General features: G+C 53.2%; 28 protein-coding genes. 4 read left to right on the top strand and 24 right to left on the bottom strand.

Annotated elements, in window-relative coordinates:
* From ONV78_RS22920 to ONV78_RS22875, 10 genes are all read right to left on the bottom strand, one after another.
* Positions 1-702, bottom strand: a complete 702-nt coding sequence (locus ONV78_RS22920; RefSeq protein WP_279506687.1) for a hypothetical protein — start codon at positions 700-702, stop codon at positions 1-3.
* 236 nt (positions 703-938) lie between these two features.
* Entirely contained in the window at positions 939-1421 is a 483-nt protein-coding gene (locus tag ONV78_RS22915; protein ID WP_127970415.1) for a hypothetical protein, read from the bottom strand.
* A gap of 300 nt (positions 1422-1721) precedes the next feature.
* Positions 1722-2066: a hypothetical protein gene (locus ONV78_RS22910; RefSeq protein WP_216736315.1), complete on the bottom strand. Its 345-nt coding sequence runs from the start codon at positions 2064-2066 to the stop codon at positions 1722-1724.
* Between the two features lie 72 nt (positions 2067-2138).
* Complete coding sequence (locus tag ONV78_RS22905; protein ID WP_279506684.1) at positions 2139-2699, bottom strand: hypothetical protein; 561 nt, start codon at positions 2697-2699, stop codon at positions 2139-2141.
* Positions 2700-2745: 46 nt separating this feature from the next.
* Positions 2746-3063 carry a hypothetical protein gene (locus ONV78_RS22900; RefSeq protein WP_279506683.1) on the bottom strand — a complete coding sequence of 106 codons (318 nt, stop codon included), beginning with the start codon at positions 3061-3063 and terminating at the stop codon, positions 2746-2748.
* Entirely contained in the window at positions 3060-3404 is a 345-nt protein-coding gene (locus ONV78_RS22895; protein WP_216736312.1) for a hypothetical protein, read from the bottom strand. Before ONV78_RS22895 ends, ONV78_RS22900 begins: the two co-directional genes overlap by 4 nt.
* A gap of 315 nt (positions 3405-3719) precedes the next feature.
* Positions 3720-4178: an ATPase gene (locus tag ONV78_RS22890; protein WP_279506681.1), complete on the bottom strand. Its 459-nt coding sequence runs from the start codon at positions 4176-4178 to the stop codon at positions 3720-3722.
* Between the two features lie 90 nt (positions 4179-4268).
* Positions 4269-5021 (bottom strand): hypothetical protein, encoded by a 753-nt coding sequence (locus ONV78_RS22885; protein WP_279506679.1) that lies wholly within the window; start codon positions 5019-5021, stop codon positions 4269-4271.
* A 195-nt stretch (positions 5022-5216) separates the two neighbouring features.
* Positions 5217-6500: an aerolysin family beta-barrel pore-forming toxin gene (locus ONV78_RS22880; RefSeq protein ID WP_279506677.1), complete on the bottom strand. Its 1284-nt coding sequence runs from the start codon at positions 6498-6500 to the stop codon at positions 5217-5219.
* Between the two features lie 657 nt (positions 6501-7157).
* The gene (locus tag ONV78_RS22875; RefSeq protein ID WP_279506675.1) at positions 7158-8198 is read right to left on the bottom strand and encodes a methyltransferase; all 1041 of its coding nucleotides are present in this window, start codon (positions 8196-8198) and stop codon (positions 7158-7160) included.
* 125 nt (positions 8199-8323) lie between these two features.
* Here ONV78_RS22875 and ONV78_RS22870 point away from each other — a divergent pair, with 125 nt between their 5' ends.
* The gene (locus tag ONV78_RS22870) at positions 8324-9211 is read left to right on the top strand and encodes an AraC family transcriptional regulator (RefSeq protein WP_279506673.1); all 888 of its coding nucleotides are present in this window, start codon (positions 8324-8326) and stop codon (positions 9209-9211) included.
* Between the two features lie 18 nt (positions 9212-9229).
* Here the strand turns inward: ONV78_RS22870 and ONV78_RS22865 are convergent, their stop codons facing one another.
* The 3 genes from ONV78_RS22865 to ONV78_RS22855 form a co-directional block, all read right to left on the bottom strand.
* Complete coding sequence (locus ONV78_RS22865; protein ID WP_279506671.1) at positions 9230-9475, bottom strand: hypothetical protein; 246 nt, start codon at positions 9473-9475, stop codon at positions 9230-9232.
* Positions 9476-9914: 439 nt separating this feature from the next.
* Entirely contained in the window at positions 9915-10688 is a 774-nt protein-coding gene (locus ONV78_RS22860; RefSeq protein ID WP_279506670.1) for an ATP-grasp domain-containing protein, read from the bottom strand.
* Positions 10689-10776: 88 nt separating this feature from the next.
* On the bottom strand, positions 10777-11097 hold the full coding sequence (locus ONV78_RS22855) for a DUF6559 family protein (protein WP_279506668.1): 321 nt from the start codon (positions 11095-11097) through the stop codon (positions 10777-10779).
* Between the two features lie 189 nt (positions 11098-11286).
* Here ONV78_RS22855 and ONV78_RS22850 point away from each other — a divergent pair, with 189 nt between their 5' ends.
* Positions 11287-12078 (top strand): hypothetical protein, encoded by a 792-nt coding sequence (locus ONV78_RS22850; protein ID WP_279506666.1) that lies wholly within the window; start codon positions 11287-11289, stop codon positions 12076-12078.
* A 175-nt stretch (positions 12079-12253) separates the two neighbouring features.
* On the opposite strand, the gene ONV78_RS22845 is transcribed toward ONV78_RS22850, so the two are convergent.
* Complete coding sequence (locus ONV78_RS22845; protein ID WP_279506664.1) at positions 12254-13711, bottom strand: amidase; 1458 nt, start codon at positions 13709-13711, stop codon at positions 12254-12256.
* Positions 13712-13780: 69 nt separating this feature from the next.
* Entirely contained in the window at positions 13781-14179 is a 399-nt protein-coding gene (locus ONV78_RS22840) for a nuclear transport factor 2 family protein (RefSeq protein ID WP_279506663.1), read from the bottom strand.
* A 99-nt stretch (positions 14180-14278) separates the two neighbouring features.
* Here ONV78_RS22840 and ONV78_RS22835 point away from each other — a divergent pair, with 99 nt between their 5' ends.
* Positions 14279-15181 (top strand): LysR family transcriptional regulator, encoded by a 903-nt coding sequence (locus tag ONV78_RS22835; RefSeq protein ID WP_279506661.1) that lies wholly within the window; start codon positions 14279-14281, stop codon positions 15179-15181.
* A gap of 31 nt (positions 15182-15212) precedes the next feature.
* On the opposite strand, the gene ONV78_RS22830 is transcribed toward ONV78_RS22835, so the two are convergent.
* From ONV78_RS22830 to ONV78_RS22800, 7 genes are all read right to left on the bottom strand, one after another.
* Positions 15213-15491, bottom strand: coding sequence for an antibiotic biosynthesis monooxygenase (locus ONV78_RS22830; protein ID WP_279506660.1), 279 nt, complete (start codon positions 15489-15491; stop codon positions 15213-15215).
* A 120-nt stretch (positions 15492-15611) separates the two neighbouring features.
* The gene (locus tag ONV78_RS22825) at positions 15612-15806 is read right to left on the bottom strand and encodes a hypothetical protein (protein WP_279506659.1); all 195 of its coding nucleotides are present in this window, start codon (positions 15804-15806) and stop codon (positions 15612-15614) included.
* A gap of 266 nt (positions 15807-16072) precedes the next feature.
* A complete protein-coding gene (locus ONV78_RS22820) occupies positions 16073-16810 on the bottom strand; it encodes a DUF4013 domain-containing protein (RefSeq protein WP_279506658.1) in 738 nt (245 codons plus the stop codon).
* 213 nt (positions 16811-17023) lie between these two features.
* Entirely contained in the window at positions 17024-17932 is a 909-nt protein-coding gene (locus ONV78_RS22815) for a phage tail tip lysozyme (protein WP_279506657.1), read from the bottom strand.
* Between the two features lie 197 nt (positions 17933-18129).
* Positions 18130-18594: a hypothetical protein gene (locus tag ONV78_RS22810; protein WP_279506656.1), complete on the bottom strand. Its 465-nt coding sequence runs from the start codon at positions 18592-18594 to the stop codon at positions 18130-18132.
* On the bottom strand, positions 18594-19931 hold the full coding sequence (locus ONV78_RS22805; RefSeq protein WP_279506655.1) for a sialidase family protein: 1338 nt from the start codon (positions 19929-19931) through the stop codon (positions 18594-18596). The genes ONV78_RS22810 and ONV78_RS22805 overlap by 1 nt, the downstream gene beginning before the upstream one ends.
* Positions 19919-22168 (bottom strand): TonB-dependent receptor, encoded by a 2250-nt coding sequence (locus tag ONV78_RS22800; protein WP_279506654.1) that lies wholly within the window; start codon positions 22166-22168, stop codon positions 19919-19921. The genes ONV78_RS22805 and ONV78_RS22800 overlap by 13 nt, the downstream gene beginning before the upstream one ends.
* A gap of 290 nt (positions 22169-22458) precedes the next feature.
* Here ONV78_RS22800 and ONV78_RS22795 point away from each other — a divergent pair, with 290 nt between their 5' ends.
* The gene (locus ONV78_RS22795; RefSeq protein WP_279506653.1) at positions 22459-23250 is read left to right on the top strand and encodes a transporter substrate-binding domain-containing protein; all 792 of its coding nucleotides are present in this window, start codon (positions 22459-22461) and stop codon (positions 23248-23250) included.
* Here ONV78_RS22795 and ONV78_RS22790 read toward each other — a convergent pair.
* On the bottom strand, positions 23207-23953 hold the full coding sequence (locus ONV78_RS22790; RefSeq protein WP_279506652.1) for a hypothetical protein: 747 nt from the start codon (positions 23951-23953) through the stop codon (positions 23207-23209). The two genes, ONV78_RS22795 and ONV78_RS22790, sit on opposite strands and share 44 nt — an antisense overlap.
* A gap of 182 nt (positions 23954-24135) precedes the next feature.
* Positions 24136-24528, bottom strand: a complete 393-nt coding sequence (locus ONV78_RS22785) for a hypothetical protein (protein WP_279506651.1) — start codon at positions 24526-24528, stop codon at positions 24136-24138.
* Positions 24529-24619 lie beyond the last annotated feature (91 nt).

Here is a 24619-nt window from a genome sequence, read left to right as displayed (position 1 = left end):
TTACTCCCCCCACGTGTACTCGCCCTTCCCGTCAAAGGATATGACCAACGCCCCGTAATCAACCTTAAAGCGTTCAATATTAGTCACTTCAACAGATCCATCTTTTTCAGCAAGCTCCGCCAGAACCATCACCTTCTCACGAATTTCGGGCCAGTCAACCGTCGGGTTAAAGTTATTCTCAACCACCTCGCGAATATCAGGTTGAACGATTTTAATAACGTCAGCATCACTAATATTGGCGTCGATACTATCTGACAGATAAACACCCTCCTTTACGTCAATAAGATAGCCGCTTATCCATGTTTTTCCTTCTTTTTCAACCACTAATCGCCGCATCGCCTCTGACACATCAGCTTTCAGATCTCTCTCGCGATCATCAAAGTAGAGATCATAGCTAATCCACTTTGTTTTCAGCGTCATGTGTCTTATCTCAGATAACGTCGCTTTCCCATCACATATCAGAAGGGTTCCGCTGACTTCACAATGATCGACATACTCCCATTCGCCGCCAGTTCTGGGCTCAATGTATTCAGACAGAACGTCATATACCTTAGCTGACTCCAATGTAATGCAGTCATCTACCGCACTCTCCTCCGCACCACACAGCAACATTAACGTTTTGTTCGCGAAGAAAACGCCGGATACCGTTAATGCTCGGCCAGAATAGTCATCCAAGTTGCCCAACATATTATTAACGTTCATAACGTCTTAATTTCCCCTTCTGCGGCATAAGATCCTCGGCAACAGCCTACTGTCGACGGCGTTGAATGTCAGCACAAGTTATTTGGAGTCTTTGGAAGGTGATTGCTTGCAGGTAACTGGCGGTAAAACTATTTCGGCTCATAAACAAGAAACCGCCCACGCACTACAACCAGCGTGGGCGGCGAACTTATTTAGGCAGGTCGGCGTTGCTCAGCGCTTCTGTACAACCGCCCTGATCAATCCATCACGATCAAAGACATGTCGTCCATATCGACGCTCTCTCCTGCGCCGTACCCAATCAGTTGTCCCTGCACGCGCACGCGGTACCAGCCTACTGCGGAGGCGTAGTAGGTTCCGTGGGTTTCGTTGCTGGACCAGTTGCCAAGTACGCCATTGCCTTTGCCGGTGCAGAAGGCGTTGTCGCTGTTGGAGGGCGCAATAATGGTCACTACGCCACTGGGGCTGGTGACTTCGATATTGACGTCATACCAGGTGAAGTTGTCGTTGGACTGCACCGCGCATTCGCCATTGAAGAAAATCGCTCTTGTGCCGGTTGTGCTCGCATAAAACGACAGGTTTATCGGCAAATAATGCGCCGCCCCGTTGGCGGTGATCACATGATTCAGATAGGAGGTGGAGCCTTCCACGTCTGCATAACTGGCGGACGAAGCAACGGTGATCGCCGCGCCCATGGCGAGAGAAATGAGTGTTGTTTTCATAAAGAACCCCTATATCCATGGAGGTCGATATTATTCGGCGAGCGCGCAGAAAAATGTCGTCATGCCGTCCCGCCGAGTTCCATCTCACAGAGCCGACGCCGCGCCTGCTAACGCAAATCCCAACCTGCGGCGGTGATCTCATTCAGGATGTATTACGAGTGTACGGATGGGCGGTTTGGCGGGCAGTTAAATACTGGGCGGCGATTTTGTGACTTTTTATCTGTTTTTTGGAGGAAAGCGCTGCGCGTCATGGAACCACTGTATTGACGCGCAAAAAGAGTGAATTATAAAACAGCCAGGTTACACCACCGCCGCCAACACGCCGCCAAAAGCTTCCTTCAGCACTTTCAGGATAGCGTTCAGCGCTTTTTGCACTGTGATCAGGGTGAGTTGGGTAATGGCGACCAGCACTGATTCGCAGGAGGTCTTTTGCATCCTGACCAGTATCTTGCCGGTTTTCGGCGAGTAGCCCTGGTTTTTGTCGATCTGATACAACGCCACGTTCTGCGCCACGTCCGCCAGTTGTACGGACATTTTCTTGAACTCAGCGGGGGCGTATGACTTTACGGCCAGCCAGCCTTCTTTGAATGAGGCTTCCGCTGCCTGGATGATTTTTTCGTAGATATCGTTCGCATTGATCTCCATAGCAGTCTCCTTTTCTATCAAGAGTTAGCTCTTCCAAGGCTTGGTTCTTCAAAGTTCTGGTTATTTAAAGTGCTAGTTCTTCTTCGCGTTTTCGACGACGGATACGGCGTTAATCGACTGATTGGCGATAGCCATCGCTGATTTGGAGGTGGCGGGTCTCAGGCAGGAAAGCTTTTGAGGGCCGCACTTATCGCTTTCGCGATGAATTTCTTCAATGAACAGCAGTTGGTCTTTCACCAACGACAACAGCTTTTCATTACAGCCGTCCGCATTGCCGTCTGCTTCCATGCCGCTCTGGGCGATCTCTGTGGGAATCTTCTCGTTCATCATCGTGGTCACCCGTTTGTAGAGCTTTTTCTCCAGCTTGCAGGCTTTGCCTTCCGAGGCGGCGGAGGCGCGGGCGATCATTGCATCCAGCTTGGATTCCAGCGCGTTATAGGCGGGTCTGTTCTTCTCATAGGTTCCTTCCGGCGTGCCCGCCAGGTCCGCCATGTTCTTCACGTGGGTATTTAATTGCTCGGAAAACTCCATACTGCCCTTATCGATAACCTCGTCATAATCACTGACCAGGGTGACTCCTGAGCAAGCGCTTAAAAACAGCGCCAAAACGAAGGTCGCCAATGCCTTATTCATTGTTGTCTCCTTTTTTCGGATCTTTTTGCAGGTTTTGCGCGCCGTCTTATGCAGGTTGCAGTTTGGCCTTGAAGCGTTCACAGACGGCTTCGTTCATGAACAGGCCGTGCTCGATGATCACGCCGATGGTGATCAGGTAAGCGGACATACTTTCCGCGTCGCTGATGGCCTGCCCCAAGGTCGCAATCAGCGGGGCGATCACCATGACGCTCAAAGGAATCGCCACTAGAAACTGGTGTTTCATAACGGGGCTTTGCGGGGATGGAAAAACGGTTTTGCGGATATACACGCCGAGAAAGTAGGCGGCGAAAGGAATGACGCCCAGAAAGAAGATCTGGGTGATAAAAGGGGTAAGTTCGTTCATTGCCGTTCCTCCATCAAAATGGATTCGCCGCCATCCTTGCCGATATAAACCCAGCCGCTCCTGTCGCTGGCAGTTCCGGGCTGGGCCTGCTCAACGTTGATCCAATACTGAGTTCCCGTCAGGGTGTTGATCTTTTTGACTTCTTTTACGACGACGCTGTCGTCTTTCGCTACGGAGCCTTTTTTGTCCCCGAGGATGTAGAGAAAAGTGCTGGGCGGTGAATCACGTAGATTGGCGGGCGCGGACAATGAATAAGCGCGGTTGGCTTCCACTTTGGAAGGTTCCGTCGACCATGCGACGGTAGAGACCATCAGCGCCAGTACCAAGCCTGTATATCGCATAATTCCTTCACTCCTTGTCCGATGTTTTGAGGCAAGCGGCGAAAGCTCAAGGAAATCGATGTACAGCCTTTATCATTGACTTCTTTTTGTTCAGTCTACGGCGTCGACGCCAGACCTGTCACCGGGGACATTAGGGCTAAACTAACGCTTAGGCCGCTCTTTTAGCGTACTGTCGCACACCTAGAAATGGTGTCTCAGAAGTCTTCAGGTGAAGGGAGTCTTCAGTGGAAGGAGAAAAGTCGGAGGGAGAGCGGCGCGGCTTGCGCTAGCGCCAAAATGCGCCGCTCTTTGTTTACATCACATTCATTACGCTTATCACATTTCGTCCAGGCGATTACCGTTTTGCGACATCAACATCGCCTCGTGCTCTTCCAGCTTCATCAAGTTCTCCAGAAGCTCCTGGGTGGAAGGCGTCGCCGCTTTGGCGTGCAGATAGCGATACAGCTCGATAATGTGCTGATGTTTCTCCATGACGGTTTCAATAATCTGCTGGGAGTTCAGCGACTCATAATGAATCTCTCCGTCCGCCAGCGGGTGCGTGGGATGCATCTCCAGGTATTCGTAGCACCAGGTATTGAGCGCCTTTAACTCGCCGGTATGTTCAAAGCCGTCGATGACGTTGGAGAGCAGCGTTTCGTGCCGAGCCAGATAATCCAGCAGCAAACGGGACCCTTCATTCTCATGGAGCCCTGCGGACTGCGAAAGCGATTTTGAAAGCTGTTGATGAAATTCCTTGGTCCAGTGCAGAACGTTTCTTAATGTCTCGGCATGCATTCAGAGCTCCTATCAGACTATTCCTCTTAGATTATTAATCTAATACCCAATAGAGAAATCTCAATGTCTCCGGTCATAAAAATGCATTAATTACCAATTCTGATTACAGCGATCGCCCTTTTGACTGTAGCCGTTATCGCATTCCCAGCCATTGCCGGAATTGTCGATATGCGCATGCGGCGGCAGTTTAAGGGGCGCGCAGACATCTCTGTCCGCACGGTATCCACGAGCGCATTCCCAGCCGTCGCCCTCCTCCGTCAGGAAGGCGTGCGCCGGCGTGTTGACCGCCACACATTGATCGTCATCCTGCTTAAATCCGCGCAAACAGGACCAGCCGTTTCCATACAGCTCATAAACGGGGTAGGCATTGGCGGGAACTTTCACCTCCAGGCAGGCGTCACCTTTCTCCCTGAAGCCGCGTTCGCACTTCCAGCCTTTGCCGTGAGTTTCGTAGGTTGGGTAAGCGTTCGTCGGCACTAATACGGCCGCGCATTGATCATCCTGTTTGCGAAAACCAACCTCGCAACTCCACCCCTGAAACGCGCCTTTGTCCAGATAGCCGTTCGCCGGAACGTTGATCGCCACACAGTTTTCGTTCTCCTTGAGAAACCCTCTCTCACATTCCCAGGAGCGGCCGTAGGCGCTCAGAAAAGCATGTTCAGGAACGACAACAGCGAGGCAGGATTTCTCATGTTGATGATAACCACGATCGCATTCCCAGTTGTCGCCATAAGGCAGAGGATGAGCGTTGGCGGGGACCGCGCCCTGGGCGCTTCCGATAACGCAGAGCAGGAAAGCGCCGCTGCCGCTGCCGGCGCCTCGCATGAACGAAAGGTACTTCATAGATTGCGTCCATTGAGTTTATGGACTTTTAGGAAGCCCTGGTCACTCCAACATAGCACGCTTTCACCGAGGCCGGGGGAATCATTGCGGTATTGCAATCATTTAAAACAAGAACCGGAAGCAAAAGCGGCGCGCCACCGAGCAATGACGCGCCGAAGGGGAGCTGATCAGAATCAGCGTGCGAACTCGCTTGAATTACATGGATTTCAAGCCGTCATCCAAAGTGAAGGTAAGATTGGTGACCGTATCGTCGTAGCTGTAGTCATCCACGCGCACGATTTCCATCTCCAGATTGCCGCCCAGGCTGCGTTTGGTGCGAGCGGACTGCTGCGCCATCTGCATTTCAGAGCTATCCAGAGAAATCGGCGCGCTGGCGTCGATATTGAACTGACTGCCATCGACCGTGGTGAATTTACCAGTCAGCGGCGCGATAAAACGACGCTTGCTGATATTGCCCACCGCCCACTTCACGTTGTCGGCGCCATACTGGTTCAGCATCCAGTTCCAATCCCACTGACCGTAGTTCTGGATACCGCGATGCGCGTACTGATCCAGGATATCTTCCGCGCCGTTCAGGTTATTGCGACCACCGAAGGTGAAATTCTCCCAGGGACGATCTGTCGGATGGTCGTTTCTGGCGTTGCCGCCCCAGCGCAGGAAGTTCTCCAACGCGACGTTGTACCCCAGCACCATTTCAGACTCATAGGGAATATCGGCTTTCTGTTTGAAGACCGTGAGAGTGATGATGCGCTTGGAGTTCGCCGGCATCAGTGCGCGATACTGCGCGGACTGGGTGACTGTCTCACTGTTGCCGTTGGATTCGCTCCAGCCCTGATTGGCGGTAAAGCCTGCAGTAATTTCCGTACTTCCTCCGAAAATCTTAAGATCAAATTTATATGTATTTTTGATGCTTATTGATTCGGAGAAAGAATAATCTTCCTGTTTCGACCAACTTTTGGTTTCGTCATATTGTAAAGTGGCGACGGCGGTATCTTCCGTATTGCCACGGTTATATACCACCGCAGTAATGGTTTTTAACGGCTCGCGGTCATAGACCTGGGGATCGCCCAGTTTAAGTGAGCCGGGGTTGGTATAAAACTTAAGTCCGGATAACGACATTTTTAAGCGTTTATCCGCCCAGTATCCGTCAGTGTAGGGATCACTGCTATTATAATTAGCCTGTAATGTATATTGTTCGTCGCCATTGCGGGTAATACTGAAATCTTCACCCACATTCTGAGAGGCGGTTCCGCCGCACCAGCCGTAGCCCAGGTAGTGTGACAGATAAGCCAGAGGAACATAGAAGTCCGGATCGCGAACGATAGTATCCTTCAGGGAGGCGAGATCCTGGGCGGCGTATACTTTATCTTGATACTTCGGTATATCGTCATTCGCCTGAGCGGTCGAGACGGGCGCTAACAGTGATAGGATGCTGGCTGCGAGCGCTGAGGGAACAAAAGATTTCGACAGGTAATGCATAATTAGGTCCTTATATTTATTTATCGTCCTTTTACTCATTTAGAGAACGATTCACCAAAACTTTTCTATATATCTATCATTAGGCCTATGCTGTGGTTTAATTGATTAATACATATGGTTTATTTCAGTAATCATTGCATCCAAACAAATAAACGCGAATTCAGTTAATCAATCAAAAAATAATCAGAAAATTAGCCTTTAGTCTAATGCCTATTGACATTCAAAAAACCTAATTAAGCCGAATCTAATTTACCATCCAGATAATTATTACAAGTCGAAATATTTAACTTATTGAATATTCATAAGAATTAATTAATCGACGCTCAATAAAACTTGTCCAGATAGACAGATTATGTTCATTCACCCTACCCACAGAACGAACATTAAAATTTAAATTATCAATCACACAGCGTTGTCTGACTCGCTATGAAAAGCATTTCATAACAATATATAACTTGTTTCATTTTGTAACCCAACCAGAAGTCGTTCATTTATTGATCCAAATAATAAAAATGAAAGGAAAGAGACGGCGATAAAATGATTAAATTTCACTTTAGTCGAAGAGAAATTCAGGGAGGGGGTCATGGAGAGAAAGGAAAATAGAAAGAACTGAAAAGAGAAAACAGGAGGCCGCTTTCACAGCGGCCCAAAAATCCGTCAGGCCCTGTGCTCCTTGCGCGCCACCATCACTTGAACCGGCGCCAGGGCGAAATGGCGGCGCCCAGCGGACTGAACCACAGAGAAACCCGCCTCAACCAACAACTCCCCGACTTCTCCCTGCCGAGGGACAAAACAGCCGCGCAGCAACATGGGCAGATAGAAAGGCAGCAGCTCTGCGTTGCGACCGGGGTCGTTGGAACGCTCGCCGTGGGCGCAGATAAACACGCCTCCCGGCGCCAAAGCGTCTTTCACTCTCTTGAGAAAGGCGACTCGGTCATGAATAAAGTGCAGAACGGAGGAACACCAAATCAGAGTGTAACCGTCACCGAACGGGTCTGTCTCCAGATCACCCTCCAGCACGTCAATTCTGTCCGCCATACCTGCGTCGCCGATAGAATCTCTGGCGACCGCCGCCGTCATGGGACCTTCAAACAGGTAGGCCTTCATATCAGGAAAAGCGCGAGCGAGCGTTTGCGTCATTATCCCTGGCCCGCCCCCCAGGTCGATAAGACGTCCTGTATTTGGAAGCGCAGGAATTTGCGTCAGCAGTTCCGCCAGGGCCGGTGCGCTGACGCTGGATTGCTCGTGGGCGATCTGCGCCTGCGCCGCTGCCGCCCATCCGGCGTCGGTGGCGTGGGAAGCATTTTCCAGCATTTGATCAGCGCTCATCTGGTCCCGCGTCATCGCGTCGGCGGCGGTTTTCAACACGTCAAAACGAAAACGCCAAGCGGAAGCGAGACTGTCTTCAACGTCTGGAGCGAAGTACTCACGCGCCACTGAGGTAAGACTGTATTCGAAGTCGCCTACAGGCGCCTCGCCACAGCGATGCAGTAATCCCATACTCCACAACATTTCCAGCAATAACCCCAGTTTCTCCGGGCGAGTGGAAGTTTTCCGCGCCAGTTCAGACCCGGTAGCAGGATGCTGCAGCAACCGGAACACGTCCATTTCGATAGCCAGTTTCAACGACTGTCCCTGTACCGGCGTCGCCGCAATATTCCAGTATGCCTGCATGGGATGGGGAGGATTGAACGTCATAGTTATCATGTCTCCTGATCGGTGGCTGATAGATAGCGGATAGTTAGCTCATTGATGTAGACATACCCTATCAGCTAATGATAACTATTATCATTTGAGTGCCTGTGCCATTAGGAGCAATCACTGTGATAAAAGGTGGGCACTGTTCAGACCCTGACTGGCGCAATCGCGTCGGCCCCAACCTGAACGCGCGCATTACCGACATGGAGGATGGATTCAGTCTGATTCATCTACGCCAGCGCTTCCCTGCCCCTTTTTCAGAACCCCAACGACGAGAAGGCGGCTTACGGCTGTATGTCATCACTTTTGGGCTGGCCGGTGAGTCCGCCTATCACAGTCGCTGCAGTTCAGTGACGGCGCCGTTCAAATCAGGCTGCGTGACTTTTGCTTCTTATCAGGATGTCCAGGGGCGCCGTCAGTTCAATGCGACGAAAAATCTGGAGCAAGTCAGGCTCGCCTTCTCCGCGGATCGTTTAGAGCAGTATCTGGGAACGCCGCGAATGCAGCGCATCGCCCACTTGTTGTGCAGGAATAAAGATACGTCTGTCCTGCTGCATCGCCGGACAAGCGAAGCGGAATTGATCAGTCTGCAAGCCTTACGTGCATCTCAGGCTGATCCACTCAGCCGGCGTATTCAGGCGCTCACACTGCTGGCGGAAACACTGCGGCAAACCGCACTGATCGATGACGTATGTGACATGCAGACCGAAGATATCCGTAAACTGGAGCGCGCAGTGGACCTCATGCAAAGCGCAATGGAGCAGCCATTGTCCATCGCCTTTTTGAGCGCACAGGTGGGAATGAGCGAGTATCGGTTTAAGACCGGTTTCCGCCGCTACTTCGGCGTCTCGCCGGGAAGGAAATTACTGGAATTGAAAATGCAGCGCGCTAAAGCCCTGTTGCAAGCCGGCAAACAAGTCACCTGGACCGCCTACACCGTGGGCTATCGACACCCGGAGAACTTCAGCGCATCTTTTCGCAAGTATTACGGTTATTCGCCCAGGGAAAGGTAACAGTCGGGGGCGTTCCTATCAGTCCCCGCCGCCACCGCCATCGCCTCCACACCCTCCATCGCCGCCAAAGAAGCCGCCGCCTCCGCTATCACGCGAGTAGCCGCCGGAGCCCTTAGTGGATATGGCGATTTTCAACGCAATGGATATCAAAAACAGCATAACCAGAATAGGACAGATAATGCTTGTAAAAAAAGACTCGGACGTCAGATCCGTGAAATAGAAGGACAGACATAATCCGACAACGTTAACGACCCATGAAATCATATCTATCGCCTCAATATCGCTAATAACACGGCGCAACCACTATGACCCACTGCATCCGCCATCACTACTACCGCAGGAGTCCGCTCCACCGCCGGCATGGCTCGAATCCCCTAACACGTAGACTCCCGGAACCATTCCGCCGCCAGCCCCCTCACGCCGGTCAAGACTAAAAGTGATTCTGACTATGAGATAGAATACAAAAAGTAGGAATAGCGCCGGGCACACTTCGCTTTCGATCACTGATGATGACCCAAAGTCCGTGAAGCAGAAAGACGTTAACAGTCCTATTACAATGACCGCCCATGAAATCATTCTTAATCTCCATTTAACATCGCCTCAGACAACAGATATATCTTATGAAGTCGCGCTGAGCAAGAGTGTTGACGCTGAGGTCACTACTCTGCCAACACTGTCTCTCCTGACATTATCGCCGTAGGTTTCAACCTTGAAGGGTTGCGACGATTTCGGCCCAACGTGCACTCACTAACCGCCCATAATCCTGGGCGGAGATATTGTAAGCGCCCAAACCGTATCCATCGTTCATCTCTATCAATGCCGTTTCGCCAGTACCCAGTACGCCGAAATCAATGCCATAGCCCGCGTAGGATTCACCGGCTCGGTCCAACGCCTGGATGGCGGCGCTCACAACCGCCTCGTCGAGAGCGACGTCGGTCTTCCCTGCATAATGAGAAATATCGACTATTTCAGAATCCACAACATAGACTCGATATTCAGATATCCAATGCACGACGTCGCTACATACGATACGCGTCTTCTTCGAGCATCCTGGAATGAAATACAAATCGGCCATCGATTCAAAGACTCTGCCAGTAAACTTCTTTTGCGTATCGCCAGGCTTTGCGAAAACTGGCGCTGACAGACCGTTCATTATTTCGGCGAGCAGCTGTGATAGCTCCGATTCCCATATATTGCGGCGCAGATATTGTTTCAACGATGCAGGATAGGAGTTTGCAACCGGGATATTGATTCCCAACTGTTTCATGGCGCCATGCATACAAGGAATATCAGCCATGACCAAGGATTGCGGCGTCAGATCCAAGCTGCGACGGCGGATAAACTTATCCGTAAAAAACGTGATCTCGACGTCGTTAGACTCCAGGTATTCGACGACCAGCTTCGCCTCGTCGTTCAAACGCCCATTGCCCTGCTCTTGAACAAAGGCGTCCTTAAATTTTGTGATTGTTTGAGTCATATTCGGCCTTGTGGGCGGCAAGCGGATTCTTACGCTATCTATAAAGAAGCCCGCGCTGTATTGCACCTATCTACTTCAATGGTTTCGCCTAGGCTTCTTGCTCGTCACTACCACTCCCCAAGGCGCTCCCCGCCAGGGCGATATTCAACGCGATGGTCTTGGCTTCGGCGTAGTTCATGACCTTGCCGCCGGGTTGCGGGGTGGCTTTTTCGTATTCGTCTTTGCTGCAATAGAGCGCCAATGCGAAGGGGATGAATTTGTCGGACAACTCCAGGGCGGCCAGGGCCTGTTTTACTTCGTCGCCGCTGTAGAATTTTTTCTTGTCGTGCCGCTTTCTCAGCTCGGGACCCAATACGCCGATATATTTGCGGATGGCGTCTTTTCTTTTTACTTTATCTACGATGTTCATCGATTACCTTGTCAGCTCGTGTTACAGACTTTAATCTCCGTCAGATTATATGCCTCAGAACAAAAGAAAAAGTGTTTTTTTATAGGCATAACAGAATCGATCATTGAAAAACGCGGAATGCCCACTAAAATTTAAAACCATCCAATATCACACCCTATTAATTTAAATATATTACATAGCAGAATTAAAATGGACAAATCAGCTACCGACATACTTATCAACACACACTGGAGTTCATCTGGCTGGAAGAAAAACAAACCTACCCATGAAGAATTTGAATATGCAAAGTCTAAAGGCGTAATGTTTGACCCCGTTGTGATATCTCATGATGAAATTGTTAAAAACGCGGTTAAGGCTATCGACAGCGTCAACAAGGAACTTGTAATAAAAGCCTTCATTTCCAGCCTCACTTCAAGAAGACTTGATTTGCGTTCCGCATTACCTAGCTATGCTTCCGGCATAAAGCTGCCCCAGCACACAATAAGCGCTGATAAGGATGGGCATTGCCTGATATGCTCGGAATATGACTCCAGCGAACCAATTGACCTTAATGTGCTGAATTTTGAAAGAGTAAAATTTGGCGGAGTAAGACATTTAAAGCCTGTTTACATATGGCTAGACTTACAACTATTCACTAATGAAAGCATTCCAGAGCCTACCTCTAAAGATATTGATTTGCTTAAAAAGCTTATAGATGAAATATCACATTTAATAGAGGGAAACCTCTCAAGTGTAGAAAAATCGCTCAAACTCCCGCGAAGCAATAAGGATGAAAGGCGGGGCCTTATCTCTACTCTCGGATACTGTGGCATTTTGAAGGTCCCCGGTTACCCTTGCTTCCATGAAGAATATATTGAAAGCTGTAATCGAGATGAATCCAGACAAATAAGGTCAGACTGGCCATTTCCCACCGGCCTTTGGAAGCCCAAATATGGCGTTAATGAAAAAAGCGTAAAATTCTGGTTTTCTGATTACTTATGATTCAATTAACGTCGCTTACCTTTTGGCTGGACTACTGTGGCGCCATGCCAAGGCCAAAGGCCAGTTGGTGAGTTTCGCCGCCTTTGTATGCCCTATCCACAATCAATAGTTTTAAATCGCCATGGGATAACTTCCACATGGCGATTTAAACGACTAGCGTGAAAACAACTCCCTATTACCTTCCCGCCCACACCTTGGGTGTTCTCGTGTTCCAAGGCGCCGCCCGTTCGATCTGGCCCGCCAGACTGAACAAGGCGCTGTCATCGCCAAACTGGGCGGTGTACATGGCGCCGATCGGCAGTTGCGTCTGTTTGTCGTAGCCTGAGGGCACGGACATTGAGGGGACGCCAGTGAGGTTCGCTAACGCCGTGAATGGCGACTGTCTGAAGACGTGTTCGATCCAGCCGAGACCATCCACCTGACTCTGAACCTTGTTGTACTCTCCGATCTTGAGCGGAAGCTCTGGCATGGTGGGCGTCATCAGAATGTCGAAGTTTTGGAAGTAAGCGCCCAGACTACGCGATACCCTGTTGCGCGTCCCCAAAGCGCCAAGCACATCCATACCGCTGACGTTCTTGCCGTATTCATGCACCACAAGCGTCGCCTGTTCCAGGGTGTCTGCATTGATTGGGCGACCGGTGAGTTCCGCAATCAGTTCCACCCAGGAGGCGGTGTTCAGAGTCCAGAACTGGGCGTTAGCATGTACAAACGCTTCCCAGCTCACGCCAAGGTCGAATTTGACTGCCTCCACCTGATGACCGAGGTCTTCAAGCAGCCGTGCGGTCCTGGCGACCGATTCCGCTACGACAGCGCAGGTTTTCGCTCCGTTGGCGGGGTCCATCATTAGGCCTATGCGAAGCGGTTTCGGGTCTCTGCCCACGGAGGTTAAAAAGCTCTCCGCCGGCGGCGCAGTGTAATAGGGTTCGCCTACTCCAGGGACGCTGATCGCGTCGAGCATCGCCGCGCTGTCACGCACGGTGCGGCTGACGCCAAGCTGAGAAACCAGTCCGCTCCACACTTCATCAAGATGAGGGCCGTTAGAAACCCGCCCGCGCGTGGGCTTCAGGCCAAAAATACCGTTTACGGACGCGGGTACACGGATGGAGCCTCCGCCGTCGGTAGCGTGAGAAAGCGGAACCATGCCAGCGGCCACGGCCGACGCTGATCCGCCTGTTGAACCGCCACAGTTGTAGTCCGTATTCCACGGATTACGGCTTGGACCGAATGCGCGCGCTTCCGTTGTCGTACTGATCGCAAACTCAGGTGTAGCAGTCCGTCCCAGCGTCACCAGACCCGCATGTTTGAAATGCGTCATCAGGGTGCTGTCGAAGTCTGGCGTGAAGCCTTCCGCCAATTTACTTCCCAGCTCATTTTTCTTGCCATTCATGACAACTCCGAGATCCTTGATTAAAAATGGGACCCCGTATAGCAGCGAGTCTTTGCGCGCTTCCGCCGGCGTGACGCCCTCCCAGTTTTCCACCACCGCAAGAATTTCAGGGTTGGTTGCATTAATGGCGGCCGTCGCAGCCTCCGTGACTTCCGACAGACTGACTTCACCTTTTTTAATCAACTCCGCCAGCCCGATCCCGTCATATTTGACGTACTCTTCCGCTTTCATACCCGTCTTCGCCATTGTTGAACATTGCCCATCGTCACCATCATTATCATCGTCACCATCACTCCAAAGGCTTCTGCGTCCATATCAGTCCTTTGAGAAAAAGGCGTTCATCCCCGGCACATCCGATAGAAATGTCTCAATGGCTGCAATCCTGTCGCCTCGTAGCACGCAGACCGTTGCGAGGTGCTCATCCAGCCGGCGGGACCCGTTCACAGCGGTGTTGTGTAACTGCAGGGCTAAATTATCGCGGCTGACAAGGATGTGTTTGAGGTCGAAATTAACGCCATAGCTGACAATCAATCGACATTGATCAAGTATGGCTTCGCGACCATCAATCATTCCTGAACCAGAAGCCTCATTCGAGCCTGGCAATGTCCAGGTGGCGTCATCGGTTAGCACAGCCTCCAGCAGCGACCAGTTCTGTGTGGTCAGCGCTTCATGAAACTGCCGGCCGATAGCGATTTTTTGATCCAAGGTAGTCATCTCAAACTCTCCTGATTAGGTTGATGTGGAGCCAATTTAGGAGGTATTGAGGTATGCTTGAAATAGATTGTTTGACTAGTACCTATAAGAGATCATTATATGAGGCCGTCGGATTTGGGTTTATTGGTATCTCTGTCTGTGCTTCTGGAAGAAGCGAATGTCACGAGAGCGGCCCAGCGGCTGTTTATGACGCAACCCGCCCTGTCAGCCCAACTCGCGCGTCTGCGCAAGTTATTCGATGACCCGTTGCTCATCCCCGCGAGCAGCGGCCGGGGCATGGTGTTGACCGCCAGGGCTCAGGCATTAAAAGAGCCGCTGAATCGAGAGATTCGGGCATTGACTGAACTCGTCGAGCGTGCGCCAGCTTTCGATCCGCAAACCGCTCAACGCACTTTTACTCTTGTCGCGAACGACAATCTTGCGGTCATGCTCTGCGTTGATCTCATCGCCCAGGTCAGTCGTGAGGCGGGGCCAGGGATAAAAGTTGCTATAAGTCAGATGGGCCCAGAGCTGATACAAGACAGCCATGAGGGGCGCCAAATTGACCTCATGCTGGCCACGCCAGCCTCTGTACCGGGATCATTAGTGCGCCAAACCCTGCTCACAGACCAGTTTTGCGTCGCGCAACGAAAAGGTCACCCGAGGGGGCTGGGAGCCATCGATGTGGACGACTATTGCCGCTGGGGCCACCTCATGGTGTCCGGCATGGGAGGCGGGTTCCAGAGTAAAATAGATGACATATTGAATGGGCTGGGCGCGCAAAGGCGCGTCGCTATTTCCGTCCAGCACTATAGTCTCGCGCCCCTGATTCTCGCGCAAACAGACTATATTGCGACCCTGCCCCGCCGTTTTCTGGCTCGATTTGCAGAAGACCTGGATATGTTCGAAGCGCCGTTTAAACAGTCCTGCTTCGAGGTTGTCATGGCCTGGCATCCCCGGGACGACGCCGACCCTGGAAGTTTATGGCTCCGTCAGATGCTGATCGCTATCGCATCGAAATAGACTATCGCCCCGAAAAAGATTGCGCAGAAATTCATTCCTCGCAGATTTCGTAATGCCTTGCGACGTTGAGGGTCACTCCGCCCCAATGGGAGCTTTTCACTCTGGCTTGATGCGCATTAAAGGCGGCCCGATCCACGAACACTTCATAGACGTCGAATCGGTTGGGGTCGCCGTCATGCTTCGTGACTTCGAAGATCAGACAGCCTTCCTCTTCAAGGGTCAGTTGCGTATGGATGGGCAACGCCTGCTCTACGGCGTTTAAATCGTCATGGGGGACAATGATATATCCCTTGAGAATCACCTTGGACATTTGCTCTCCGCGCCAGGTTGAATCAAGCGTCCTCACCATACAAAAGTTAAGGATGGTTTCCCATCCTTAACGATCAACATAAATGCGCCACCAGCGCCTTACACACCCGGCCCCATCATCTCAGTGAGGAATGGGGATCTTATAGCAGGTATAAGCGATGCAGATGAGGTAGTAGTGATGTTGGCTGACGCCAATTTCGTCAATAGTCGCGGCGGCGCTGACTGCATTCGTCGCAGTCGTGGACTGAGCGTTGACCGGCGCCACGACACTGAACATGGCGATTAAGGACATTAGGGCGATGAGCTTCTTCAACATGACGCAGACTCCTTCTGAGTGTGTTGAGAGGATGAACGTCGCAAGCCGGTCGATACACCTCCGGGGCGCAACCCCTGCCCCGTTATCGTCAGGCTGGCGGCCTGCGCCTGCTTAACTCGCTGCCAAATGGGCTGACATCCACGCTTAATCAGCAGGCGTAGGTTGACCCTAGCAGTGGTCGCCGGCGTCGCAAAGGCACTAATACGCTGGCGCGGAGTGGGATTGTTCCTTGCCGAATTAGTTTGAAAACACTGCGACGAGGGGCTTCATGCCGCTGTTGGCGCTATCTCGCTTGCCGCCTTTGTGTTATTCACCTTTCTCGCCAGCAGGCCCAGCTCGTGAGCGGTAGTGATGTAATAGGCGCATACGGTGAAGACAGGAACCAGCAACAGGCCAATCCCGGTAAAAGCCAGTACGGAATCCGCCAGAAAGATGCCCAGTGACAGCAGCACCCAGTAAATATAGAACTTCAGAAAGTAGTGCGCATGCCGGACGAACAGCAGAAAATTCGCCGGCGCATTGAGCAAGGTTTTCCAGTCTCCGCTCAAGGCGTAACGGATCATGCCGGATTGAAACACCGGAAAGGAAATAACGCCCCAGGTGAGATAAACCAGTATGGTCAACAGCCAGTCCGACGGCTGCGATTTGGCCCAGGCGCTGAAGCCTTCGGTCAAAATGTCGTATAAGTCAGCCACAAACCCCAGCGGCCCGCCGATCCCTAAAATTGAGCACAGCACGCCGGGAATGAACATGTGTCCCATCATGACCACCCATAACAAAGCGCCGGTTTTCAGCATAGGAATGGGGCGAAACGGAGGAAGTTCATGGGAGCCCTGCGCGATGCGTTTCACCATCTCGAAGCGCCAGCCTTTCAGGAGAATGACGCTGATCAGGCCCAGCACGGGAATGGCGGCGATCAGCGGCAATGGCCAGAGTTTGCTGACCCAGTCCCGATCCTCAAATGGATAAATCAGGCTTTGTTTTATTCCTTCTATGAACGGCATCGTCGCCCCTTCTCTGCTCATCAATGATTACGGACATGATCGGAATCCTGGTTCCGACGGCGTGAAATGACCATTGATTTGGCAAGGCGACAACAGAGAGCCGCCGCCGTCCGCACGATGGCCAACGGGAAGCGACAGGAATGTAACATATTGTAAATGCGAGACTAAAGTAAAAAAGACGGCGAGCCGGCGCTCGTCCGTCTTCGTTATGTTTTAAGCGGTTCTGCTCTTGTACGCCTCGTATATTTCGTTAGCTTTGTTGAGGCGCTCCTGATCCGCCGACGATCCTACCGCCGCCCGTTCAAAATCCTGTCTGAACACGACCATGGCGTCGGAAACGGAATCCGTCTTCTTCAATTTGTCGATCACCGCGCTTTCCGAGGTGGAAGACAGCTCGTGCTTCAGGAAGCCGTAGTTGGCGGCGGCGCTGCCAGGGTCCATGCCGTTATTCTCCGCGAAGGAGATGAGTCCGTCCTTGCGGGACTCGCCCCACTGCGCCCAGCCATACCCCGTGCTGTCCTGCACCCGGTCATTCGTGGGCGAACCAAATGCGCGAGGATCGGAGGCGCCCTGGCCAAACTGGGAGTATTGGTTGATGTGCGGATTCATGCCGTCGCTTTCCATATACAGGTTGCCGACTACCCCCGCCGCCTGCTCTGGAGTAAGGCCGAAATCCTTGATCAGGTTATCCATGACCTGCATCGCCACATCCTTGCCTTCCGACTCGGACAGACGCCCTTTCGGCATGGCTTTGCTCAGGGTGGAGTCGAAGCTGACCGGCGAATCTTTCAGATCAACGTCAGCGATTTTATTGGACTTATGCACGCCCAGGTTCAATGCAGGCGGATCGCTGACGCCACAGACGCCGTCAATGCCGCCGGTTTTATCATGCTTGGACGGGTTAGAATCCTGGGAGCCGTCCATCTTCAGGATCGACCGCAGTTGCTGCATGATCATATCCAGCAGCTCCTGCATCGCTCCCAGATTGCCGCCGTTGCTTTTCAGCTGGTCGTACTGACGGTTGAACTCATCGCGGTAGATTTCCGCCAGCGCGGACACCTGCGAATCGGGACTTCGTTGGCTCACGTCATCCAGGTAGGAATTAAACTCTTTTATATCCATCGCCTTTCCTCTTTGACTGATTTTGATTAGCGGTTGCAAAAAGCGGGATGGGCGACAATTCCGACCGACAAGGATCAATCAGTTTGAGGCGTTCAGGCGATCGGAATCTTGGAGCGCCCTCCACCCAGACTCAGTAACCGGATGGAGGGAGAAGTTGCGGCGATGGGCGGCGATGGCGGGGCCCTCCGCAGAAGGACTTAATCGTTCTGCAGCCAGCCGCGAATGGCGTCCTCGGACAACAGGCCGCTGCGGCCTTTGCGCTCGCCGCTGGCGGAAACGAAATAACTGCGCGGCAATTCTCCGTACCAGGAGGGATCAATCGCCTGTCGCAGACGCGCCGGCACTGGATCAGCGAAACGCCAGTTATCGGCGGATTCGATCTTATAACGGGCCAGGGTTTCCATAACCTGAGCTTCAGGCATGTCCTGATCAGTGGACACCAGGGTCACCGCCAGATCGGGGTTGTCCTTTAACAGTCCGCCCAAGGTCTCCAGTTCTTTGTGACAAGGCGGGCAGTCAATGGACCACAGCACCATCAAGTAAGGTTCGCCGTCCCACTGTTGCTGCACCGCTTTGACGCTATCCGCCGTGAACGGCTTGACCTCGGCGCTGGCGATGGCGGCGAACAGCAGCGCCGCCAGAGTCAGCAACATTCGTCCCATCACAACGACTCCTTGTGTTCATGGTGACTCTCCGCGTTCTTGATCGAGGCGTTGGCCGCGACTTCCGCGTTGGATTCCGGCAACGGCGTCAAACGATAGCCCTCCTGCGCCGTCTGCCATGACAGATAAATCTTGTCGCCATCGTTAACCAGCAACGGATGATCCGACGCGCCTTCGGTATTGACCACTTCCGTGGCGGCGCTCCAGGAATCGCCGCCGTCCTCGGATATCTGCATGAAAGTGCGGGTACGGTCATCGGCGAAGGCCTTCCATGTGAGGACGACGTGATCGCCCAGCGCTTCGATCATGGGTCGCTCCGCCCCAGGACCGCCAAAGGCCATGGGTTGGCTGAAGCCGTCTTTAGAGGAATGGGCGTAGAACAGGCCCTGACGGTTCTCTCCCGCGGTAAACCAGGCCAGATGTTGTCGATCGCCGCTCGCCGCCAGCGCCGGGCCGTGATGGGGACAGCCATCCAGTTTCCACTGGTCGTCGCTCACCCGTTGCGGCGCGGAGTGCGAGGTCAGATCGCTGAAAGTGATCACCGCATGGTCGCGCACGCCGCCGTCGAACACCTGTCGATACAGAATCACCGGCAGCCCCTGCTCGTCCAGCTCCATGGCGATGCGACAGCATTCGCAGGAGTTGTCCGACAGTTTGCGGCTGGTCTGGAAAGACGCGCCGTTATCCGTGGAGACGCCGTAATAGAGCGCAGCGCCGGCGTATTCCTTGTTGGCGGCCTTGGCGGCCTCCAGATCTCGCTTATCCACCCACACCACAAAGATCTCGCCGCGGTCATTCACCCGGAAGGTAGGAAAGCGATGGGCGATGACGTCTTTGTCGTCATTCACATTGATCGGCGCGCTAAAGGTGCGGCCGCCGTCCAGGGAGCGGCTGAAACGGATATGCCCGGTGTAGGGCTTATCCAGCTTGCGGGTCCACAACAGGTAGATTTCATTACGCGGCCCCAGCGCCACTTGCGGCCGATCCTCGCCCTGGTCGTCCACCGGCTCCGGGATCGGGTTCACCGCCTGAGACGCGCTGAACGTGGCGCCGTTATCGTCGGAATGCTGGATGTAGATATGTCCGTGGGAATACCAGGTGATCCATAGTCGCCCATCGTGGCCGAACGCCGGCGTGGGCGACTTGGCGCAGTTTAATGACGGCAGCGCGGTGGGATCGGCGCAAGGGCCTGCGGGCGCCGTCGCGCCATGATGGCCGCCGCTCTTGTCATTGTGCGCGGCATGCTTGTCACCGTGCGCGTATACGCCGCCGCTTGCCAGGCCCGCCGCAGCCGCCATCACAGCGACGCGCAACAGGGGCAGATTCAATATTTCCATTTGACCTCCGCATAATAGGTTCGACCCGGATACGGGTGATAGACGTAATAACGTTCGTCAGTGAAGTTATCCACTCCGCCGGCCACAGAGATATGCTCATCCAGTGCGTATACCGCACGAGCGTCGAACACTAGGAAGCTGTCGGTATAGCCAAAGCCGCTACGGTCGCCATCGCTGTTGTCCAGGCTGTCGTAGGGATCGCTGGCGTAACGAACGCCGCCGCCCAGACGCAACTGCTCTGTCGCCTGATAGCCCGCCAGCGCGTTGGCGCGCCATTTGGGAACGCGGGGAAACTGTTTGCCCTCAGACTCCGGGGCGCCGCTGTTCTTGAGGATTTCCGCATCGGTGAAGGACAGGTTGAAGTCCAGATCCAGCCCGGGCGTCAGCACGTTCTGAAAGCCGGTCACCAGCTCCACGCCGCGGGAGCGCACACGATCGACATTCTGATAATTGGTGACGCCGGTGAGCACATTGGTCTGCCGGTAGATGGCGTCATCCACGTCGTTTTCCCACAGGCTGACGGTCACCGAGGCGCTGTCGAAACTGCGTTTGACCGTCAGATTCTTGGCGAAGCTTTTTTCTTTCTTCAAATCAGGATCAAAGCTGGCGTTGAAGGCGCCGGTATTGTCGATGGAGCCCTGATACAGCTCGCCCACGGTGGGATAGCGATAGGCCTGCGCCAGAGACAAAGTGGCGCTCCAGTCCGCATTGGGGCGATAGCTGAAACTAGCTTTGGGGGACAGATCAGATTCGCTTCTTTCCGGATAGGCCGCGCTCACCCGATCAGCGCCGAAATCCCGCGCCAGCTTGCCGTCATAGGCGCGCCACCACTCCTGCCGGGCGCCCAGCGTCATTCCCCAGGCCGGAGCCAGCGTCCATTCGTTTTCCACGAACAGCGCATGGGTGCGGGTGGTTCCTTCCGTGTCGCCGCTCAAGCTGGCGATATCGTCGCTGCGCCAGTGAGTGGTGTTGTAGTTGGCCTGATCCAGGCGATAGCGATCAAAGTGATAACCAAACAAAACGCGGTCGCCCAACCAGCCGCCGTCGTGACGATGGCCGAATTTGACGTCGGCGGTCTCCCAGCCCGTACCCTGGTCTTCCGTCAGGGTTCCCGCGCCGTTGGCTTGCGCGTCTTCATAGTTGGTTCCAGAGCGGCGTTGCTTTTGCTCCAGCACGTCATACAGGGACACGGCGGACTTGATTTCCCATCCGTCTCCCAGCGCGCCTTCCAGTTCAGCGCCGTAGATCAGGTCTTTCGCTGCGGATTCACCCAGGCGCTGACTGCTGACTTTGTAACTGGCGCCGTCGATATCCACGTCGCCGTTATACACGGGCTGGCCGGCGGCGTCGCGCAGATAGGTTTCCGGGTTGAGGCTGTCTTCGTTGCGGTCGAGATACGCCAGCGTCAGTCTGGCTTGCAGGCGCTCGTTGATGTCGTAGCCCAGCTTGATTTTGCTGACGCTTTCGCCGATGTCGCTGCGCCCGGCGGAGTTATACAGATAGCCCCCCGCCGGATAGTCATGAGCGCCTTCGACAGGATTGCCCACCGGGGCGCCGCCGGCGCCAGAGGCGATGCCGAAGCTTTGTGGATGTCCTTCGTTCTGCAGCCAGTCCGTCGCCAGGAAGTAACTCCAGGGCCCCTTTCTGTCGCCAAAGGAGGCGTGGGTCTTGTAGCCAAAGTAGGTTTCATCTGTGCCGTAAGCGCTGAAATCCTGCAGGAACGCGCCCGCGCTCACCTGCGCCTCACGCTGTTCCGGCATGCGGCCATGCATGATCACTGCGCCGCCCATGGCGTTGCCGCTGTATTCCGCGGAGTAAGGTCCATACAGCACTTCGATCCACTCGATTTCCTCCGGCTGCATCAGGCTCCATCGCGGCGCGAAGTTGAAGCTGGAGCCCAGGAAGTTGCTCAGCATGATGCCATCCCCCATCACCACGGCGCGCGCAGTCTGGGTAGTGTGCGTCTCACGGAAGGATAAGGTGGCGTTACGGTCGCCGATATAGCGTTTACGCACGATCAGGTTAGGCTCGTATTTAAGCGCATCGGATACCTCTGGACTGTTGATGTTCTCCAGTTTCTCCGCCATGACTTCCGTTTGTAAAGCCGTCGGCTCGGTCACCAACGCGGGCCGTTCTCCCACCACTTCCACCGCTTGTAACACAGTGGCCTCTTCCGCCGCGGCCCCCAATGGCAGCGCAAGGCTTGCTACAGCTCCAATCGCGCGGTTCAGGCGCATAATGTCCCCTTACTCTGAATGTTAGAAAAAGGGCATAGTAATGAAGCCTTTACGGGAGATGGATGCGGCAAAATGTCGCAGGGATTTTTGAGCTAGGCCGGTTGGGTGAACAGAAATAGCCCAGTCTGAATTTGCAGCTGCGCCGTTTTTTTTCTGTTTTCCAAACGGAGCCGCCGATCTCAACCCACGGTCTCTGTATAGAAGAAGGTGTTCCGGACAGATTCATGCAGATTTATCGAGCGCCTGGGAGATCGTAACTATACTGTCACTATTGCCTGGGAGGGAAAGTAATGCGTTATGGTCTGTGGCTCTGGTTTGCGCTGTTTTCGCAGGGGTTGCTCGCGCAGACCTTAATCATCGGCATGGAGGACGCCAACAACAAGCCATTTGAGTATGTGACGGATTCCGGTGAGTTGACTGGCTTTCATACTGAGGTCGTCAAGCAGGTGACGGCCAGTCTGGGATGGAAGGTCGAGTTCGTGCGTCTGCCCTGGACCCGCGTCATCAAGATGCTGGAAAGCGGCGAAGTGAACGCCGTGACCTACATGGCGAAGTCCATTGAGCGCGAGAAGTTCGCCCTTTATCTGCCCGACAATCTTCTGCACATTTCACAGAGCACGATCTACATCAAAAAGTCCCGCGCCAATGAAATTCTCTACGATCCGCCGCTGGAGCATTTCGTCACCCGCTGGCGCGTCGCCGTCCCTACCGGCTATCACATCAATGACGAGGCGGTGGCGTTAATCCGCAACAATTACCCGCTGCAACAACGCACCGTCACCATGGCGCAACTCTTCCTCATGCTGGTCAACGACCGCTACGACGCCATACTGGGCGGCTCCAACGCCATGCTGCGCAGTAAAACCGCCATCGAAAATCTGGAAGACGTCGTACAACCGCTGCAAGGCGCCCTATTCCCCTCCGAACCCATGTACATTGGCTTCAGCCGCCAAAGCGACACGAAACTCGCCTATGAATTCGCCATCGCCTACAAACAATTCCGTCAGCAACCGGCATACCGGGAGATCGCCGAACGTTTTAATGTGATTGAGTGGCTGCCCGGCGAGCGGGATTTTGATTAGGGGGCGCGCAGGTCGTTTTTGGTGTTTTTCTCGTAGGTTTGGGGGCGCAGCTGTTGCATGTTGTTTCGTCGGCGTCGAATGTGTGGGGTGAGTGAAGACGGCCTTTTTTGTATTTACGCTGAATGTAGGCAATAAAATCATCGGCTCTGCGACCTTCCGTCTTTCTGCCATAGCGCGCTACTCCATCAGGCACAGAGGGTCGAACTTCAACTGGAATCACCACAGGCTCGCGACCAAAGTAATAAAAGGTCTTCGCGATCAACACATATTTGCCAAAGATATCGTCCTGCTGACACCCCATTTCAGGTTTATCCAGCTGAACATTCCAGTGATTGAGGTTCTTGATTTGTCGAAAGTGCGTGAAGTCAGTTGGGGGATCTAATATAGGCTCATAAATATTATCTCCGGCTCTTGCAATTGGGCTCTTAACCGACAAGTCAGGAATCTTATCCTTGAACTGAGGATCTTGGTAATAGTCCTCAAATAGCAGCTTTCTCCCCACTTCCATCAAGAATACAAGTCTCTCGCTACCTACTGCGTCACCGTTTAAACCAACAGAGGAAAAGCCGGCGATCCACGTACCTTCCCCAACGTTACTATTCCTTCGCACATGTGACTTGCAGGTCGCTAACGTCAGCGTCTTACCAAATGGATTGGGCGCAAAGCCTGAATCGTGGGTCATTTTGTAGCTATACAAACGCATAAAACCTCCCTCAGCCAGTATTACCATCGTGTTTAAAAACTAGGCTAGAAAGAGGAATTGGCAAGGGCCGCAAGCCCGGAAAGTTGTTATGTTTGGTTGGCTTTTGCTACAGGAAGAAACTGTGTGCGTATTGGCGTATTTTGGAGTGATGAGAAGGAACTCAGGTGGTTATCAGAGAAAGGTTAATCTCCGCCTCCTCCATCGCCACCACCGCCGCCATCAGACCCCATATCGAACATGCCACTATCATGACGCGCGCTGATGGCGAAGTCATATGCAGTGCCTGCTGAGTTGTCTACGCCGCCGTTGTAAGCTTGAGCCGAACTGCTTAAGAAGCTCTTGAACGGCCATGGAATCAGCCGGTGCGGTATGGCTTCAGGCGAGTACTGGTTTACCAGATAAAGCGCCATTAAGGAGCCGAAAAGTGGCGCCACGAGTATGATAAAAAACTGTAGCGCTTTTTGACTCGTTTCCAGCGTGTCATCGTTCTTCACCGCCAGAATGGCCATTAGGGCCAGCCAAAGCCATGCGGCCACCGTTAAGCCAATCAGCGTCATCAATACGATCGCCATCATTCCTCCTCAAATCCGTATTCGCCTGATTTCTGGTTCGTTTTCGAATAACGAGATAAATCAGTGAAGTAGCAACAGATTAATCACCATATAG

Source organism: Hahella sp. CR1 (genome assembly GCF_029813005.1).
Classification (GTDB): Bacteria; Pseudomonadota; Gammaproteobacteria; order Pseudomonadales; family Oleiphilaceae; genus Hahella.
The sequence above is the reverse complement of the archived record's forward strand: the minus strand, read 5'-3'. Positions and strand labels throughout refer to the sequence as shown.